The organism is Kineococcus anabasis (assembly GCF_054590795.1).
Genome location: NZ_BAAIHU010000014.1, coordinates 1 through 16980 on the forward strand (window position 1 = coordinate 1; position 16980 = coordinate 16980).

Below are 16980 nucleotides of genomic sequence, written 5' to 3' on the forward strand. Positions count from 1 at the left end.
GGCCGGCGAGCTCGGCGGCGCCCGCGACGCGGAGGTCATGCGCGAGCGGCTCCTGCGCGGTGTGGCGGCGGAGGACCCCGGCCTGCTGCTCGGCGCCGCCGGGCAGGGCATCGACGCGCCCCTGTCCCAGGCGTACGAGGAGGCCCACCGGCAGGTCGTCGCAGCCCTCGACGGCGAGCGCTACCGCGCGCTCGTCACCGCCCTGCGCGCCCTCGTCACCGAGCCGCCCCTCACCGGCCGCGCCCGCCGCCGGGCCCGCGACATCCTCCCCGGCCGGGTGCTCAAGACCTACCGCGAGCTCTCCGGGCTCGTCGAGCGCGCCGACGCCGCCGACACCCCCGAGGAGCGGGACTTCCTGCTGCACGAGGCCCGCAAGGCGGCCAAGCAGGTGCGCTACGCGGCCGAGTCCGTCTCCTCCGTCTTCGGGGCCGAGGCGGTGACCTTCGCCAAGGCCGTCACGAAGGTGCAGGAGATCCTCGGCGAGCACCAGGACTCCGTCGTCACCCGCGAGCGCATCCGCTCCCTCGCCGCCGCCACCGACTCCCCGGCCGTGGCCTTCGCCCTCGGGCGCCTGCACGCGCAGGAGGAGGCGCACGGCACGGCCGCCGACGCCCGCTTCGCGGAGGTCTGGGCGCGCTCCTCGGCCAAGCAGCTGCGCCGCTGGCTGGCCTGAGCCCGGCGGGCGGTCCGGGCGTTCCGGGCGGGGCTGGCTAGCCTGGCGCCGTGACGGATCCGCGGCCCGGCGTCCTCGTCCTCAACTGCGGCAGCTCGTCGGTGAAGGCGGCCCTCGTGGACGCCGTCACCGGCGAGCGGGCCGCGTCCTGCCTCGCCGAGCGCGTCGGCACCCCCGACGCGCTCGTCCGGGTGCGGGCCGCCGGCGGTGGGGAGGAGACCTCCACCCCGGCGGACCCCGGCCACCGGGGCGTCCTGGCGCACCTGCTGGAGCGGCTGCTGGGCGGGCGTGCCCCGTCCCTGGCCGGGGTGGGGCACCGCGTCGTCCACGGCGGGGAGAGGTTCGCCTCCTCCGTCCTCGTCGACGACGCCGTGCTCGACGGCATCCGCGAGGTGAGCGAGCTGGCGCCGCTGCACAACCCCGCCAACGTCGCCGGCATCGAGGCCGCCCGGGAGCTCCTGCCGGAGCTGGCCAACGTCGCGGTCTTCGACACCGCCTTCCACCAGAGCGTCCCCGAGCACGCGTGGCGCTACGCGGTGCCGGCCTCCTGGTACACCGAGCACGGCGTGCGCCGCTACGGCTTCCACGGCACGAGCGTGCGCTACGTCAGCGCCCGCGCCGCGGAACTGCTCACCGCCGCCGGGCTGCCCGCGCGCCGCCTGGTCGTGGCGCACCTCGGCAACGGGTGCAGCGCCACCGCCGTGCTCGACGGGCGCTCCGTGGACACCACGATGGGCCTGACGCCGCTGGAGGGCCTCGTCATGGGCACGCGCTCCGGCGACGTGGACCCCGGGGTGCTCGCGCACGTCGCGCACCGCACCGGCGCGGACACCGCCGCCCTGGTGCGGGAGCTGAACTCCCGCTCCGGCCTGCTCGGGCTCTCCGGCCTCGGCAACGACGTGCGCACCCTCGAGGCCGCCGCCCGCGACGGGCACGACGGTGCGCGCCTGGCGCTGGAGGTGTTCGGGTACCGCCTCGCCAAGCACGTCGCCGCCCTGACCGTCCCCCTCGGCGGGCTCGACGCGCTCGTGCTCACCGGCGGCATCGGGGAGAACTCCGCGGCGGTGCGCGCCGCGCTGCTGGGGCGGCTGGCGCACCTGGGACTGAGGGCCGACCCCGCGGCCGGGGCGGACCACGGCCGCGGGAGCACCCCGCCGGGCCTGGTCACCGCGGGCGCCCCCGGTGGCCCCGTGGCCCTGGTCGTGCCCACCGACGAGGAGTTGCTGATCGCCCGGGACACCGCGAGGCTCGTGAGCCGCTGACCCGGCCGGCCCGCCGACCGGACCGCCGATCCGCCGCCCGCGGCCGGGAGGGACCCCATGGCCCGCACGCTGCTCCTCGTCCCCACCGGCCACGGCGCCGGCCTGACCTCCACCTGCCTGGGGCTGGTGCGCGCGCTGGACGCGCGCGGCGTCGACGTCGGCTACGCCAAGCCGCTGGGCCAGCCGCGCGCCGGGACGGGGCCCGACCGCTCCGCCGCGCTCGTGCGGCTCGTCTCCGCCCTGGACCCGGCCGAGCCCATCGCCGCCTCCCGGGTCGGGGAGCTGCTCAGCCGCGGTGACCTCGACGACCTCATGGAGGAGGTCGTCGCCGCCGTCGAGCCCGCGCAGGCCCGCCACGACGTGGTGGTCGTCGAGGGGCTCGTGCCCTCCGAGGAGCAGGTGTACTCCGGGCGCGTCAACAACGCCCTGGCCACGGCCCTGGACGCCGACGTCGTCCTCGTCGGCTCGGCCGCACCCGGGGGCGGGGACGCCGCCGACGCCGAGCGCATCGCCGAGGCCGTCGCCATCGCCGGCGGCCCCTACCGCAGCGGGGAGAGCGCCCGCGTCGTCGGCGCGGTCGTCAGCCGCTGGCCCGTGCCCGCCGACCTGGAGGACGCCGCCACCCGCGCCGGGCTGCTGCGTGCGGCGCTGGAGCGGCGGGGCGTCCCGCTGGTGGGGGTGGTGCCGCTGCGCGAGGCCCTGACCCACCCCCGGGTCTGCGACCTCGTGCGGGACCTCGACGTGGAGGTCCTCACCACCGGGGAGCAGGACCGGCGCATCCGCGAGGTCGTCGTCGCCGCCCAGGCCGTCCCCGGGATGCTGCCGCTGCTGCGGGAGGGGCGCCTGGTCCTCGTGCCGGGCGACCGGCACGACGTGGTGCTCTCGGTGTGCCTGGCCGCCCTGGGCGGGGTGCGACTGGCGGGGCTGCTGCTGACCGCCGGGGTGCGCATGGACCCCCGGGTGGCCGACCTGACCCGCGCCGCCGCCGCGACGGGGCTGCCGATCCTGCTGTCCGGCGCGAGCACCTACGAGACGGCCTCGCGGGTGCGCGACCTGGACCCGGAGGTGCCCGCCGACGACGAGGAGCGCGTGCGGGCCGTGGCCGCCACCGTGGCCGAGTCCCTGGACCCGGCCTGGCTGGCGGGCCTGCCCACCCCCTCGCACACCCCGCGGCTGTCCCCGGCGGCGTTCCGGCGGCGGCTGACGACCCTGGCCCGGCAGTCCGTGCGGCGCATCGTGCTGCCGGAGGGCCTGGAGCCGCGCACCGTGCAGGCCGCCGCCGTGGTCGCCGAGCGCGGCATCGCCCGGCCGGTGCTGCTGGCCCCGCCCGCCGAGGTCGCGGCCGTCGCCGCCGGCCTGGGCGTGGAGCTGCCCGGCGGCGTGGAGGTGCTGGACCCGGCCGAGCACGCCGAGCGGTACGTGGACGTCCTCGTGGAGGCGCGCCGGCACAAGGGCCTGCGACCGGAGGTGGCGCGGGACCTGCTGGCCGACACCGTGTGGCTGGGCACCGCGATGCTGCAGGCCGGGCACGTCGACGGCCTCGTCGCGGGGGCGGTGCACACCACCGCGGACACGGTGCGCCCGGCGCTGCAGGTGGTGCGCACGAAACCCGGCGCGAAGCTGGTGTCGTCGGTGTTCTTCATGTGCCTGCCGGACGACGTCGTGCTGTACGGGGACTGCGCGGTGAACCCCGACCCCGGCCCGGAGGAGCTCGCGGACATCGCCCTGCAGTCCGCGGCCTCGGCGCGCGCGTTCGGCATCGAGCCCCGCGTCGCGATGATCAGCTTCTCGACGGGCTCCTCCGGTGCGGGGGAGGCGGTGGCGAAGGTCGCCGAGGCCACCCGCATCGCCCGCGAGCGCGATCCCGGTCTCGTCATCGACGGGCCGCTGCAGTACGACGCGGCGGCGGTGGCGTCCGTGGCGCGCAGCAAGGCGCCGGGCTCGCCGGTGGCGGGGCGGGCCACCGTCTTCGTCTTCCCGGACCTCAACACGGGCAACACGACCTACAAGGCGGTGCAGCGCAACGCGGGCGTGGTGAGCATCGGCCCGATGCTGCAGGGTCTGGCGCGGCCGGTGAACGACCTCTCGCGCGGCGCCCTCGTCGACGACATCGTCTACACGATCGCCCTGACGGCGGTGCAGGCGGCGCGGGGCTGAGCGCGTGCGGTCCCCCCGCCCCGTCCCCCCGCCCCGCCTCCGCCCGCCCTCTCACGGGGCCGTCCGGGCGCACCGCGGAACAGCCGGCGCGGGCCGGCTGTTAGGCTGAGCACGACGGCCGACGCCGTCCACTCTGCGGGCGAGCCGCCCGCGAGGTCGCTTGAGTCATTCCCCCCGACGACGTGCACGTCCACCGACGTGCGCCCAGGGTCGGGGGCGACCGCGTGCGGCCTGTATACCCACGTGGAGTTCCTTCCCGCATGCCTTCGTACGACGCACGATCCTCCGAGTCCCGCAACTACCGTGGCGACTTCCGCTCCGAGGACCGCCGCTCCTCCAGCCCCCGCTCGGGCGGCTACCGCGGCTCCTCCAGCTCCTCCAGCTCCTCCGGTGGTCACCGCTCCGGTTCCTCCTCGAGCTCGAGCAGCTACGGCGGCTCCAGCGGCTACCAGGGCCGCCGCTCCGGCCCGCCCCGCAGCCCGCGCTCCTTCGCGCCCTCCCCGATCGAGCAGGCGCTCGACGCCGCCCAGCTCCTCGAGGTGGCCGAGTCCACGTTCGCCGAGCTCGGCCTGCCCACCGACCTGGTCGCCGCCCTGGAGCGCCGGGGCATGACCGCCCCGTTCGCCATCCAGTCCCGCGTCCTGCCCGACGGCATCGCCGGCCGCGACATCCTCGGCCGCGCCAAGACCGGCTCCGGCAAGACCCTCGGCTTCGGCCTGCCGATGATCGCCCGGCTCGCCGCGGGTGAGCGCACCCGCGTGCAGAACTCCCCGCGCGGCCTGATCCTCGTCCCGACCCGCGAGCTCGCCATGCAGGTCGCCGATGCGCTCCGCCCGCTGGGCGACTCGCTCGGCCTGCGCATGACCTGCGTCGTCGGCGGGGTTCCCTACGCCCGCCAGATCGCCGCGCTGCAGCGCGGTGTCGACGTGCTCATCGCCACCCCCGGCCGCCTGACGGACCTCCTGGAGCGCCAGGCGTGCTCGCTGGCCGAGGTCAGCGTGTCCGTCCTGGACGAGGCCGACCACATGGCCGACCTCGGCTTCCTGCCGAGCGTGCGGGAGATCCTCCAGCAGACGCGGCCCGACGGGCAGCGGATGTTCTTCTCCGCGACCCTCGACCGCGGGGTGGAGCAGCTCGTCAAGGACTTCCTCACGGACCCGGCCTTCCACTCCGTCCCCAAGGACACCGAGGCGGCCGCGGACATGGAGCACCGCGTCTTCGCGCTGCGCCCGCACGACAAGCTGGCCGTGCTGACCGAGATCGCCATGCGGCCGGCGCGCAGCATCCTCTTCGTGCGCACGAAGCTGGGCGCGCAGCGCCTGGCCGACCAGCTCCGCGAGGCGGGTGCCCCGGCGGAGGCCATCCACGGCGACCTGCGCCAGGCGCAGCGGACCAAGGCCATCGACGCCTTCGCCGCGGGGGAGACCCGCGTCCTCGTGGCCACCGACGTGGCCGCCCGCGGCATCCACGTCGACGACGTGGACCTCGTCGTGCACGTGGACCCGCCGAACGACCACAAGGACTACCTGCACCGCTCCGGCCGCACCGCGCGCGCCGGCAACAAGGGCACGGTCCTCGCGATCGCGCTGCCCGACCAGGTCCGCCGCTACGGCTGGCTGCACCGCGACGCGGGCGTGACGGCGCAGGCCGTCGAGCACGTCGCGGCCGGGGACGAGATCGTCCGCGCCGTCGCCGAGTCCGGTGAGCCGGTCGTCGTCAAGCCCCGCCGCACCAGCGAGGGCCGCGGCCGGGACGGCCGCAGCCGTCGCGGGCCCCGTCCCGACTCCGCCGGTCGCGGGGGCCGCGACCCCCGCGGTGGGGACTCCCGCCGCCCGCGCAGCTCCGGTTCCTGGGGCTCGCGCGACGGCGGCGCCCAGCCCGCCCGCGACTGACGCACCGCACGAGAGCGACGCCCGGTCCCCCCGCGAGGAGGGGCCGGGCGTCCGTGCGTCGGGGGGTCCCGCTCCCTCCCCGCCCATCTCCGGGTTTCAGCGCCGCACCGCCGCCCCCGGTGCGCCCGAACCCGGAGATGGGCGGGGGAGGAGGTGCCGGGGTGCGCCCGAACCCGGAGATGGGCGGGGCAGGGGTTCCCGGTGGTGGGGCAGCGGTGCAGCGCAGAGGATGGCGCTGGCACGCGACCACCTGTGACGAGAGGAACGGCATGCCCACGCGCACCGCACGCACCGCCTGGAACGGCGGCCTGGAGGACGGCTCCGGTCAGGTCGAGCTGAGCAGCTCGAAGGCGGGCACCTTCGACGTCTCCTTCCCCAAGCGCGCCGCGGAGGAGGCCGGCGGCACGACCAGCCCCGAGGAGCTGATCGCCGCCGCCCACTCCTCCTGCTTCGCGATGCAGCTGTCCCACCTGATCGCCGAGGCCGGTGGCACCCCGCAAAGCCTGGAGGTCGGCGCCGACGTCACCCTCGGCGCCGACCCCGCGGGCGGCTTCCGCATCACGAAGATCGCGATCACCGTCCGCGGTGAGGTCGAGGGCCTCGACGCCGACGGCTTCCGCCGCGTCGCGGAGGAGGCCAAGGCCACCTGCCCGGTCAGCAAGGCGCTCGGCGGGGTGGACGAGATGACCGTCGACGCCGCCCTGGAGAGCTGAGCCTCAGGCCTGGGCGCGGACCCGGTCGAGGCGGCCCACCTCCGCGGTGACCTCCTCGACCGGGCGCAAGGTCATGCCGCTCGGGCCGCGCAGCCGCGCCACGCGCCCGTCGGTGCCCAGCTCCACCGGCCACAGCTCCCCGTAGGAGCCGTACCCGCCGTCGCGCACCACCCGCAGCGCCTCACCCTCCACCGCGAGCTCCACCGCGTCGGCCGTCGGGTCCGCCTGCGCGGGGTGCAGGGCCAGCAGGGTCCCGCCGCAGCGCACCACGTCCAGCACCCCCCACAGGCTCGCGAAACGGCCCGTGTAGCGCTCCAGCGAGGGCGCGTCGGGCCCCGCGGCGGCGTGCTCGGCGAACAGGTCCACCAGTTTCACGGTGCCGTGCGCCAGTTCGCGGGCGGGCCCGTCGATGGAGTTCGTCAGCACCGACACTGCCAGCCGCGCCGACGGGTCGAACAGCGTCCGCGTGCAGTGGCCGGGGTAGCCGCCGCCGTGGCCCACCAGCCGCCGGGCCCCGATGCGCTCCACGGCGAAACCGAGGCCGTAGTGCTCCGCGCTCCCCTCGCCCGGGTCGGTGTCGACCTGCCACTCCTCCCGCTGCGCGAGGCGCTTGGACTCGTCGGTCAGGATCCGCTCGTCGCCGAGGAAGTGCGCCGCGGCGTAGGTGCACACGTCCGCCGCGGTGCTGGAGAAACCCGTGGCCGCACCCAGGGCGCGGGTGTCGACGTGCGCGATGGGGATGCGGTCCTCGGCGTACGACAGGGACGAGTAGCCCACGGCGTGGTCGCCGGCGCGCTCGGGGTCGAACTCGGGGGAGGTGTCCTTGAGGCCGAGGGGCTCCAGGATCCCGGCGGTCACGAACTCCGCGTAGGGCCGGCCGGAGGCGGTCTCCACGACGAGGCCGAGCAGGCCGTAGGCGATGTTGGAGTACTTGAACCGCTCCCCGCGGGGCAGCACCGCCGCGGAGTCCGCGACGATCGCCCGCAGGCCGTCGACGTCGGGGAAGGCGCCCTTGAGCTGCCAGTAGCCGCCGTCGTTGCCGTCGCGGACCATGCCGGAGCCGTGGGACAGCAGTTCGCGCAGGGTCACCCGACCGAGGGGCGCGGAGGCCTGCACCACCCACGGCACGTGCGCCGAGACGGGGTCGTCGAGCCGCAGCAGGCCCTGCTGGGCGAGCTGGAGCACCGCGGTCGCGGTGAACGTCTTGGAGTGCGAGGCGATGCGGAAGAGGTGCTGCGACGTCAGCGGCACCCCGGCCTCCACGTCGGCGAGACCGTGGGCGGAGGACAGGACGATCCGGTCGTCGAACAGGACGGCGCTCTGGACCCCGGGCACGCGGGCGGTGCGGCGGCGCAGGGCGATCCAGGTGTCGGCGTAGGAGGCGGCGGCGGTCACGACGGAGGCGGTCAGTGCGGGCGCGCTCTTCATGATCCGGACGCTACACGCGCGGGCGGCGCCGCCCCGTGAACTCCACGGGACGGCGCCGCCTACAACTGGGGCCGCTCAGGAGGCGACGACGACCCGCTCGTTGGGGACGCAGTGCGTCATGACGTGGCCCGTCACGTCGCGCGGGCCGTTCTTGCCGAGGTTTGCCAGGCGCGCCAGCTCCTCCTCGTTCAGCGTCTGCGACTGCAGCGGCGGCAGGTGGCGGACGTCGTCGGGGCTGATGCCGAGGGCGTCGCCGACGCGCAGGCCCAGCTCGTCCTCGACCATCAGGAAGTGCCACACCATCCGCTCCTGGATGGGGCGGTCGCACTGCTGCAGGGCGCCGACCAGGTTGGCGACGAGGTCGTCCTTCTCCCACTGCTCGGAGAGCTGGTACCGCTCGCCGGCCTGCGCGTAGTCGTTGGTGCGGGAGATGCGCTTGCGGGTGAGGCGGCCGCTGATGACGGGGCCCTGCTCGTCGTGCGTGGGGTAGGTGGCCTCCTTGAGGCCGCCGGTGATGGAGGGCTCGTAGTTCACGTGGGGGTTGGCCCCGACGTTGTCGCGCCCGTAGGACATCTGCCCGCCCTGCTGGTTGGTGGCGACGGGCGCCTTGGGGCGGTTCACCGGCAGCTGCAGGTAGTTCGGGCCGACGCGGTAGCGCTGGGTGTCGGAGTAGGAGAACGTCCGGCCGACGAGCATCTTGTCGTCGGAGAAGTCCAGGCCGTCGACCAGCACGCCGGTGCCGAAGGCGATCTGCTCGTTCTCGGCGAAGTTGTCGGTGACGTTGCGGTTCAGGACCATCTTGCCGACCGGGCGCAGCGGGAACAGCTCCTCCGGCCACACCTTGGTGTCGTCGAGGGGGTCGAAGTCCAGCTCGGGGTGGTCGTGGTCCTCCATGATCTGCACGTTGAGCTCCCACTCGGGGAAGTCGCCGGCCTCGATCGCGTCGTAGAGGTCCTTGGTGTGCGCGCCGAGGGTCTGCGCCTGCACGGCGGCGGCGTCGGCGGCGGTCCAGGACTTCACGCCCTGCTTCGGCAGCCAGTGGTACTTGACCAGGACGGACTCACCGGCGGCGTTGAGCCACTTGTAGGTGTTCACGCCGAAGCCCTGCATCGTGCGGTACGACGCGGGCAGGCCGCGGGGGCTGAAGACCAGCATCATCATGTGCAGGGCCTCGGGCGTCTGGCTGAAGAAGTCGAACGCCCGGTTCGCCACGCTCGCCTCGAAGGTGACGGGGTCCGGCTTCTGGGAGTGGATGAAGTCGGGGAACTTGATGGCGTCGCGGATGAAGAACACCCCGAGGTTGTTGCCGACGAGGTCCCAGTTGCCGTCCTCGGTGTAGAACTTCACCGCGAAGCCGCGGGGGTCGCGCGCGGACTCGGAGGAGTCCCGGCCGCCGGCGACGGTGGAGAAGCGGATCGCCAGGTCGGTGCGCGCGCCCTTGTCCTGGAAGAGCCGGGCGCGGGTGTACTTCGCGATCGGCTCGTCACCGAGGGAGCCGTACGCCTCGAAGTAGCCGTAGGCGGTGGTGCCGCGGGCGTGCACGACGCGCTCGGGGATGCGCTCGCGGTCGAAGTGGCTGATCTTCTCGAGGAACTGGTAGTTCTCGAGCGTCGCCGGGCCGCGCTCGCCGACCGTCCGCTGGTTCTGGTTGTCGTAGACGGGGTGGCCCTGGCGGTTGGTCAGCACCGGGCGGGTGTCGTCGGGGGCGCTGGACTGGCTGGCGACGTCGGTCATCGCGGGTCCTCTCGGTGGTGAGGTGTGATCGGACGGTCGTGCGGTTCGGGGGTGCCGTCGCCCGCCCGGCAGGAGGGGCAGCGGCCCCAGAAGGTGACCTCGGCCTCGTCGACGGTGAACCCCGCGGTGGAGGAGGGGTCCAGGCACGGCGCGGCGCCGGTGACGCAGTCGACGTCCACGGTGGTGCCGCACGCGCGGCAGACGAGGTGGTGGTGGTTGTCCCCGACGCGGGACTCGTAGCGCGCGGGGTGGCCGGCGGGCTCGATGCGGCGGGCCAGGCCCGCGCCGGTCAGCGCCTCCAGGCAGTCGTAGACGGCCTGGGTGGAGAGGGCGCCGAGCCCGGCGCGGGCGCGCTCGGCGACATCGGCCGCGGCGAGGTGGCGGTCGCCGGTGGCGGAGTCGAGGACGTCGAGGACGGCGATGCGGGGACGGGTGGCGCGCAGGCCGCGGGCGCGGATCCGCTCTGCCGCCGTCGTGTGCACGACCCCACTCCACCAAGTTCTCTGGAACGAGTCAAGACAAGACCTGCGCCGGCGCGCCCGTCCGGGGGTGCGCCGGTGGTCTCCTCAGCCGCGACGCCAGTCGTCGGAGGTCATGTGCGAGCCCGCCATCGGCCCCATCAGCAGCATCCCCCCGTCGGCCACCCACGACTGGCCCGTCACGTACGACGCCTCCGGGGACGCCAGGAACGCCACCACCGCAGCGATCTCCCGCGCGTCCCCCGGCCGCCCCAGCGGCACCCCCGGGCGCTGCGCGGCGTGCGGGTCGGCGTCCTCCTGCCCGGTCATCGCCGTGGCGATCTCCCCCGGCGCCACCGAGTTCACCGTGATCCCGTGCTCGGCCAGCTCCAGCGCCGCCGTCCGCGTGAGCATCCCGAGGCCGCCCTTGGCCGCGCAGTAGGGCGCCGCGCCGACGCGGGGCGCGTGCTCGTGGACGCTGGTGACGTTGACGATCCGCCCGCCCCGCCCGGCCGCGACCATCCGGCGCGCCGCCCGCTGCAGGCACAGGAAGGCCCCCTCCAGGTCCGTCGCCACGACCTCGCGCCAGTCCTCCCAGGTCACCTCCAGCAGCGGCGTCGACGTGCCGGTGCCCGCGTTGTTCACCAGCACGTCCACCCCGCCGAGGGCGTCGGCCAGCTCGTCCACCACGTCCGCGGCCGCGGGCAGGTCCGTCAGGTCCAGCCGGCGCACCTCGGCGCGGCGCCCGGCCGCCCGCACCTCCTCCGCGGTGCGCTCGCCCTCCGCCTCCTCGCGGTACCAGGTGACGCCCACGTCGCAGCCCGCGCGGGCCAGGGCCACGGCCACCGCGCGGCCGATGCCGGACTCCGAGCCCGTCACGATCGCGGTCGACGGCTGCCGGAGGGTGGAGGGGTCGGTGCGCACGGGGCTCATGCGGCTGCCGTTCCCCGCCGCCGCGCGGTCAAACGGCGGGTGCGCACCGGTGCCCCTCCCGCGCCGTGCCCGCCCCGTGCCCCTCCCGCCCGGTGGGTGCGACGGCGCCGGGGAGGTCAAGATGGGAGAGCGATGAGCGACGACGAGCACGGCGCGCAGGGACCGCCCCCGCCGGCCCCTGCGGCCGCCGTCCCCGCCGCGTCCGCCCCCACCGCCTCCGCCCGGGTGGCGGCCACCCCGGCGCGCCGGTCGCTGCGCCGGGCCCTGGCGCTGCTCGGGGTGGCCGCGGTCAGCGCCTGCGGGGCCGCCCTCGGCGCCGCGCTCGCCCCCGGCACCAGCACCTACGTCGGGCCGCTGCAGACCGAGGTGCACGTGCGGCCCAGCCTCACCGCCGGGGCGCTCGTGGACCTGCCCCCGGTCGGGCAGGTCGCCTTCGACACCCACCGCGCGCCCCTGCGGGTGGTCGCCCGCATCACCTCGGTGGACCTCGACGCCGCCAGCCGCCTCGTGCGCTCCCCGCAGCAGATCCTCGCCCTGGAGGTCACCGCCGCCGACGCCGTGCGCAGCGCCACCCTGCGGGCCGCCGCCTCCAGCGCGCTGTGCAGCCTCGCCGGGGCCGCCCTCGCCGGCCTCCTCGTCTACCGGGGCGCCCGCCGCACCGCCCAGACCGCCGCCACCTCCCTCGTCGTGCTCCTCGCCGTGGGCGGGCTGACCGCCGCGACCTTCGACGCGGCCGCGCTGCAGCAGCCGCGGTTCACCGGGCTGCTGTCCCGGGCGCCGTACATCGTCACCAACACCCGCAACGCCCTGAGCCGCCTGGAGTCCTACCGCAGCGGTCTGTCGCAGCTCGTGCGGGACGTCTCCACCCTCTACGCCGTCTCCGCGAACCTGCCCGTGCAGGGCGGCGCGCAGCAGGGCGCGGCGGGGCTCGGGGCCGACGTGACCACGGTCCTGCACATCTCCGACGTCCACCTGAACCCGCTGGCGTACGACCTCGCGCAGTCCCTCGTCCGCCAGTTCGACGTGCGGGCCGTCGTCGACACCGGCGACGTCACCACCTGGGGCAGCACGCTGGAGTCGACGACCCTCGCGCGCATCGGCACCCTCGGCGTGCCGTACGTGTTCGTGCGCGGCAACCACGACTCCGCCGGCACCGAGCTGGCGGTGGCCGCCCAGCCGGGTGCCGTGGTGCTGGACGGCGGGCGCACCGCCGAGGTGGCCGGTCTGCGCTTCGCCGGGGTCGGCGACCCGCGCTTCACACCGGCCTCGGAGGGGGAGAAGGCGCAGGGCGGCGACCTGGAGGTGGTCCGCGCGGCCACGCGGCGGCTCGCGGACGGTGTGGAGGACTGGGGCGAGGCCCACGGGCAGGACCCCGTCGACGTGGCACTCGTCCACGACCCGAGCGCCACCGAGCTGCTGCACGGGCGGGTGCCGCTGGTCCTGGCCGGGCACCTGCACAAGCGCTCGGTGGAGCAGGACGGCTCCGGCACCCTGGTGATGGTGCAGGGCACCACCGGTGGCGGGGGCCTCAGCTCCGCGGCGATGGTCCGCTTCTCCGACGGCAAGCCGCTGCCGATGTCGGCGACGCTCCTGCACTTCGCCTCCGCGGGGGAGCGGGCGGGCCGGCTCATCGCCTACGACGAGGTCACCGTCGGCGGGCTCGGGCTCGCCTCGGTGCAGCTGCGCCGCACCGTCGTCGACCCCGCGGAGGTGCCGGCCCTGCGGGTGCCCGCGACGTCCCCGGCCTCCTCGCCCGTCGCGCCGTCCACCCCGCACTTCGGCACCTCCTCCCCGGGCGCGGCCCCGACCGCCCCCTCCGACGGAGGGGCCGGGCAGGCACTGCCCGAACGGGGGACGGACTCCGCGGTTGCCCCCACGCGCGCCCCGTCCGGGTCGTAGATTGAGCGCACCATGACTGCTGCCCACCCTCCCCGAGGCGCGGCCGGCCGCGCGGAGGAGCCGCGCGAGCCCGCGGCCCGCCCCCCCGTGGACCCGCTGGCCGACGACGAGCTGGCCGAGGAGATCGAGCTCTACACCGACGTGGTGCTCGCCGCCTCCGAGAGCGAGGGGCCGCTGCGGGCGGGCGAGCTCGACCGCCTGCTCGGCGTGGAGGGACGCTCCGGGACGTCGTGACCCGGCCCGGGCCGGCGCCTGCCCGGCGGCGGGTGGCGTCGGGGGAACGGGCCGGACTCGCCTAGCATCGCGGATCGGGCCGCACCCCGTCGGCCTGGATCCACCACCGCCCCCTGGAGCCCTGAGTGCGCCTGCGTCTGACCCCCCAGGACCACTCGTTCTTCGACCTCTTCGCCAGCACCGGGCAGCTGCTCGTGGAGGCCACCACCGTGCTGGCCGAGTTCCTCGGCAGCGACCCGGTGCGCCGCCAGGAGCTGGCCGGCGCGATGACCGAGCTGGAGCACCGCGGCGACGACGCGACCCACGCGGTGCTGCGCCGGGTGAACTCCTCCTTCGTCACGCCGTTCGACCGCGAGGACGTCTACCAGCTCGCCTGCCGCCTCGACGACTGCCTCGACGAGATGCACTCCGCGGTCGAGCTCATGGTCATCTACCGGCTGGACACCGTGCCCGCCGCGCTGCCGGAGGTCGTGCAGGTGCTGTCCCGGCAGGCGGAGCTGACCGCCGCGGCGATGCCGCGCCTGCGCTCCCTGGGGAACCTCGACGACTACTGGGTCGAGATGAACCGGCTGGAGAACCAGGCCGACGCCCTGTACCGGCGGCTGCTGGGCACCCTGTTCGGCGGCGAGTACGACGCCATCGCGATCATGAAGCACAAGGACGTCGTGGAGGCCCTGGAGCGGGCCGCCGACGCCTTCGAGCACGTCGCGCACACCGTCGAGACGATCGCGCTCAAGGGGTTCTGACGGGTGGAGCTCGCACTCGTCGTCGTCGTGGTCGTGATCGCGCTGACGTTCGACTACACCAACGGCTTCCACGACGCCTCGAACGCGGTCGCCACGTCGATCTCCACCCGCGCCCTGACCCCGCGCATCGCCCTGCTGATGGCCGCGGTGTTCAACCTCATCGGCGCGTTCCTCGGCGTGGGGGTCGCCGAGACCATCGGCGGCGGCATCATCTCCCTGCCCTCCGGCCACGTCGGGCTGCTCGTGGTGCTGGCCGCGCTGGTCGGTGCGATCACCTGGAACCTGGTGACGTGGCGGCTCGGGCTGCCCTCGTCCTCCTCGCACGCCCTCATCGGCGGCCTGGCGGGGGCGGGAGCGGGGGCCGGGGCCACGCTGCACTGGGACGTCGTGCAGAACCTGATCCTGCTGCCGATGCTGCTCTCCCCGCTCCTGGGGTTCCTGCTGGCGTACCTGGTGATGCTCGGGGTGCTGTGGGGTTTCCGGCGCAGCCACCCCGCCCGCGTCAACCGCCGCTTCCGGATCGCCCAGACCGTCTCGGCCGCCGCGATGTCGCTCGGGCACGGGCTGCAGGACGCGCAGAAGACGATGGGCGTGATCGTGCTGGCGCTGGTGGCCGGCGGGTACCACTCCGGGCCGGGCATCCCCACCTGGGTCAAGATCAGCGCCGCGCTGGCCATCAGCCTCGGCACGTACGCGGGCGGCTGGCGGATCATCTGGACCCTGGGGCGGCGCATCATCGCGCTGGACCCGCCCCGCGGGTTCGTCGCGGAGAGCGTCGCCGCCGGCGTGCTCTACGTGGCCTCGATCGGCTACAGCGCCCCCGTCTCCACGACCCACACCATCAGCTCGGCGATCATGGGGGTGGGGGCCACCCGCCGCCTGGCTGCGGTGCGCTGGGGCGTCGTCCGCTCGATGGTCCTCGCGTGGCTGCTCACGCTGCCGGCCGCCGGCGTGGTCGGCGCGCTCTGCTACGCCCTGCTGAGCCCCCTGCACTGAGCCCCCTGCACCGAGCCCCCTGCACGCGGCCGGCCGCCGCTCCCGGGGGAGCGGCGGCNCCGGCCGGTGTGCCGGGGCGTCCCGCCCTACGGGCGGGTCGGGGCGACCCGCCCGGCCGGGTACTCCAGCGCCCGGCCGAACAGCGTCAGCTGCGCCATCCGGTAGACGTCCGCGCTGTCGAAGCGGCCGGAGAAGGTGTCGCGCAGCAGGTGGGCGTTGAGGCCCTGGGCGCGGGTGACGATGCCGCCGTTGAAGTCCGGCCCGCCCGTCCACGCCAGCCCGAACGGCAGCGCCTGGCCGAACTGGTCGGGAGCGGCGACGAACGGGGCGGTGGCGCGCCCGTAGCGGCCGTCCAGCGGGTTCTGCGGGGCCTTCTCGCCCTCCGGCTCCAGCCCGGTCGGGTTGACGTCGACGCTGCCGACGGCCGCCGGCACCTCCTCGTCGACGTTGTAGCCGTACACCTGCGGCGCGCCACCGGAGGAGTCCGCGGCGGTGAGCACCAGGGTGCGGGGGTTGTCGGCCACGAAGGAGCGGGCGGCGCCGATGACCTCGTTGGCGGCCCGCACGGCGGCGAGGGCACCGATGCCGTTGTTGTTGTTGCCGAAGTTGTCGGTGCTCTCGACCTCCGAGACGAGGCCGAAGGGCTTGCGGGTGCGCTCGGCGTGGGCCTGCAGCACCGTCAGGCCGAAGGAGTTGAGCTCGCCCGGGGTCGGCGGCCGGTAGCCGGGGGTGCCGGGCTCGGAGCCCCACAGGACCAGGTTGGTCTGCTTGGCGCCCGCGGGCACCGAGCGGTCCACGAGGCCGCGCTCGATCAGCGACTCCTCCGGCTCGTCGTTGAAGACGTCCTCGTCGGCGAAGAGGCCGAGGACCTTCAGCTCCCCGGCGTCCACGTCGCCGGCGTCCACGGCGTCGCGCAGCCGCTCGAACTCGGCGCGGGTGCGCACGACGGTGTAGCCCTCCTCGGCCGCGACGTCGAGCAGGTTCTGCCCGTCGGTGCGGGTGCCGCCGGTGGCGGGCACCTCCTCCGTCAGCGTGGCGCCGGCCGGCCGGTGCGCCAGGCACGTCAGGGGCAGGTTCTCCCCGCGGCGCTCGGCGCGGCGGACCTGGTCCGCGGAGCAGTAGGGCGTGCCGGTGGGCAGGAAGTTCTCCTCGCCGCCGCCGAGGACGACGACCGGGTCGGCGTCCTCCTCCCCGAAGCCGGGGCGGCCCTGGACGATCTGCTGGACGATGCCGTTGGGGTCCTCGCGGGTCGCGACCTCCGCCACGAACGCCCCGGTGCCCGGCTCGGCGATGTCGCCGTCGTTGATGATGCCGATGGGGTGCCCGGCGTTGCCGGCCTCGCGCAGCCAGCTGCCCTGGTAGCCGGAGAGCGCCTCGATGCGGCGGGGGGCGGGCGCGTCCCCGGCGCGCACGTCCGCGGCGCCGGAGTCGGTGCCGAAGGAGCCGGGGCCGTCCACCTTGTAGCCGAAGGCGTGCACGGTGGCGCCGCCGTTGGAGGTGCCGGTGAGCTGGTCGGCCATGTGACCGCGGTAGACGGCCTGCTCGGGCAGCCGGTCCCACTGGGACGTGCCGTCCGGGCCGTCCCAGTAGATCCGGCCCGCCTCCCAGTACGCCGCGTCGGTGCCGTCGGGGTGGATGAAGATCATGTTGCCGGTCTGGTCGAGGGCCTTGCGCTCCTTGCCGGCGACGCCGGACTTGCGCACGAAGTCGTCGACGGCCGGGGCGGCCGTGGCGACGGCGGGCACGGCGGCCAGGGCGGCGACCGCCGCGGCCAGTGCGGCGGTGCGCTTGCGGGTACGGGGCACGGGTTCTCCTCTGTGCTGGGCGCCGGTGCGCGGATCGCCGGCGCTGCCTG

The 16980-nt window shown here is 75.4% G+C and carries 14 protein-coding genes; 9 read left to right on the top strand and 5 right to left on the bottom strand.

Features of this window, described 5'->3' with window-relative positions:
* The 5 genes from ACYQBY_RS20190 to ACYQBY_RS20210 all read left to right on the top strand — a co-directional run.
* A partial coding sequence (locus ACYQBY_RS20190; protein WP_459645690.1) for a CHAD domain-containing protein occupies positions 1 to 673 on the top strand: 673 nt, incomplete at its 5' end.
* A gap of 50 nt (positions 674 to 723) precedes the next feature.
* Positions 724 to 1935 carry an acetate kinase gene (locus ACYQBY_RS20195; RefSeq protein WP_459645691.1) on the top strand — a complete coding sequence of 404 codons (1212 nt, stop codon included), beginning with the start codon at positions 724 to 726 and terminating at the stop codon, positions 1933 to 1935.
* Positions 1936 to 1992: 57 nt separating this feature from the next.
* Entirely contained in the window at positions 1993 to 4092 is a 2100-nt protein-coding gene (gene pta, locus ACYQBY_RS20200; RefSeq protein ID WP_459645692.1) for a phosphate acetyltransferase, read from the top strand.
* Positions 4093 to 4352: 260 nt separating this feature from the next.
* Entirely contained in the window at positions 4353 to 5984 is a 1632-nt protein-coding gene (locus ACYQBY_RS20205; protein ID WP_459645693.1) for a DEAD/DEAH box helicase, read from the top strand.
* Between the two features lie 269 nt (positions 5985 to 6253).
* Complete coding sequence (locus tag ACYQBY_RS20210; protein ID WP_459645694.1) at positions 6254 to 6697, top strand: OsmC family peroxiredoxin; 444 nt, start codon at positions 6254 to 6256, stop codon at positions 6695 to 6697.
* 3 nt (positions 6698 to 6700) lie between these two features.
* Here ACYQBY_RS20210 and ACYQBY_RS20215 read toward each other — a convergent pair whose 3' ends face one another.
* The 4 genes from ACYQBY_RS20215 to ACYQBY_RS20230 all read right to left on the bottom strand — a co-directional run bounded on the left by ACYQBY_RS20215 (position 6701) and on the right by ACYQBY_RS20230 (position 11250).
* On the bottom strand, positions 6701 to 8125 hold the full coding sequence (locus ACYQBY_RS20215) for a serine hydrolase domain-containing protein (protein WP_459645695.1): 1425 nt from the start codon (positions 8123 to 8125) through the stop codon (positions 6701 to 6703).
* Positions 8126 to 8200: 75 nt separating this feature from the next.
* Positions 8201 to 9859, bottom strand: coding sequence for a catalase (locus ACYQBY_RS20220; protein WP_459645696.1), 1659 nt, complete (start codon positions 9857 to 9859; stop codon positions 8201 to 8203).
* Entirely contained in the window at positions 9856 to 10341 is a 486-nt protein-coding gene (locus ACYQBY_RS20225; RefSeq protein ID WP_459645697.1) for a Fur family transcriptional regulator, read from the bottom strand. Before ACYQBY_RS20225 ends, ACYQBY_RS20220 begins: the two co-directional genes overlap by 4 nt.
* A gap of 84 nt (positions 10342 to 10425) precedes the next feature.
* Positions 10426 to 11250 carry an SDR family oxidoreductase gene (locus ACYQBY_RS20230; RefSeq protein WP_459645698.1) on the bottom strand — a complete coding sequence of 275 codons (825 nt, stop codon included), beginning with the start codon at positions 11248 to 11250 and terminating at the stop codon, positions 10426 to 10428.
* A gap of 132 nt (positions 11251 to 11382) precedes the next feature.
* On the opposite strand from ACYQBY_RS20230, the gene ACYQBY_RS20235 reads away from it, so the two are divergent.
* The 4 genes from ACYQBY_RS20235 (at position 11383) to ACYQBY_RS20250 (ending at position 15125) form a co-directional block, all read left to right on the top strand.
* Positions 11383 to 13149, top strand: a complete 1767-nt coding sequence (locus ACYQBY_RS20235; RefSeq protein ID WP_459645699.1) for a metallophosphoesterase family protein — start codon at positions 11383 to 11385, stop codon at positions 13147 to 13149.
* Between the two features lie 12 nt (positions 13150 to 13161).
* Entirely contained in the window at positions 13162 to 13383 is a 222-nt protein-coding gene (locus ACYQBY_RS20240) for a hypothetical protein (RefSeq protein WP_459645700.1), read from the top strand.
* Between the two features lie 125 nt (positions 13384 to 13508).
* Positions 13509 to 14129 (top strand): DUF47 domain-containing protein, encoded by a 621-nt coding sequence (locus ACYQBY_RS20245; RefSeq protein WP_459645701.1) that lies wholly within the window; start codon positions 13509 to 13511, stop codon positions 14127 to 14129.
* 3 nt (positions 14130 to 14132) lie between these two features.
* The gene (locus tag ACYQBY_RS20250; RefSeq protein ID WP_459645702.1) at positions 14133 to 15125 is read left to right on the top strand and encodes an inorganic phosphate transporter; all 993 of its coding nucleotides are present in this window, start codon (positions 14133 to 14135) and stop codon (positions 15123 to 15125) included.
* An 86-nt stretch (positions 15126 to 15211) separates the two neighbouring features.
* Here the strand turns inward: ACYQBY_RS20250 and ACYQBY_RS20255 are convergent, their stop codons facing one another.
* A complete protein-coding gene (locus ACYQBY_RS20255; RefSeq protein WP_459645703.1) occupies positions 15212 to 16930 on the bottom strand; it encodes an alkaline phosphatase in 1719 nt (572 codons plus the stop codon).
* Between the last annotated feature and the right edge of the window lie 50 nt (positions 16931 to 16980).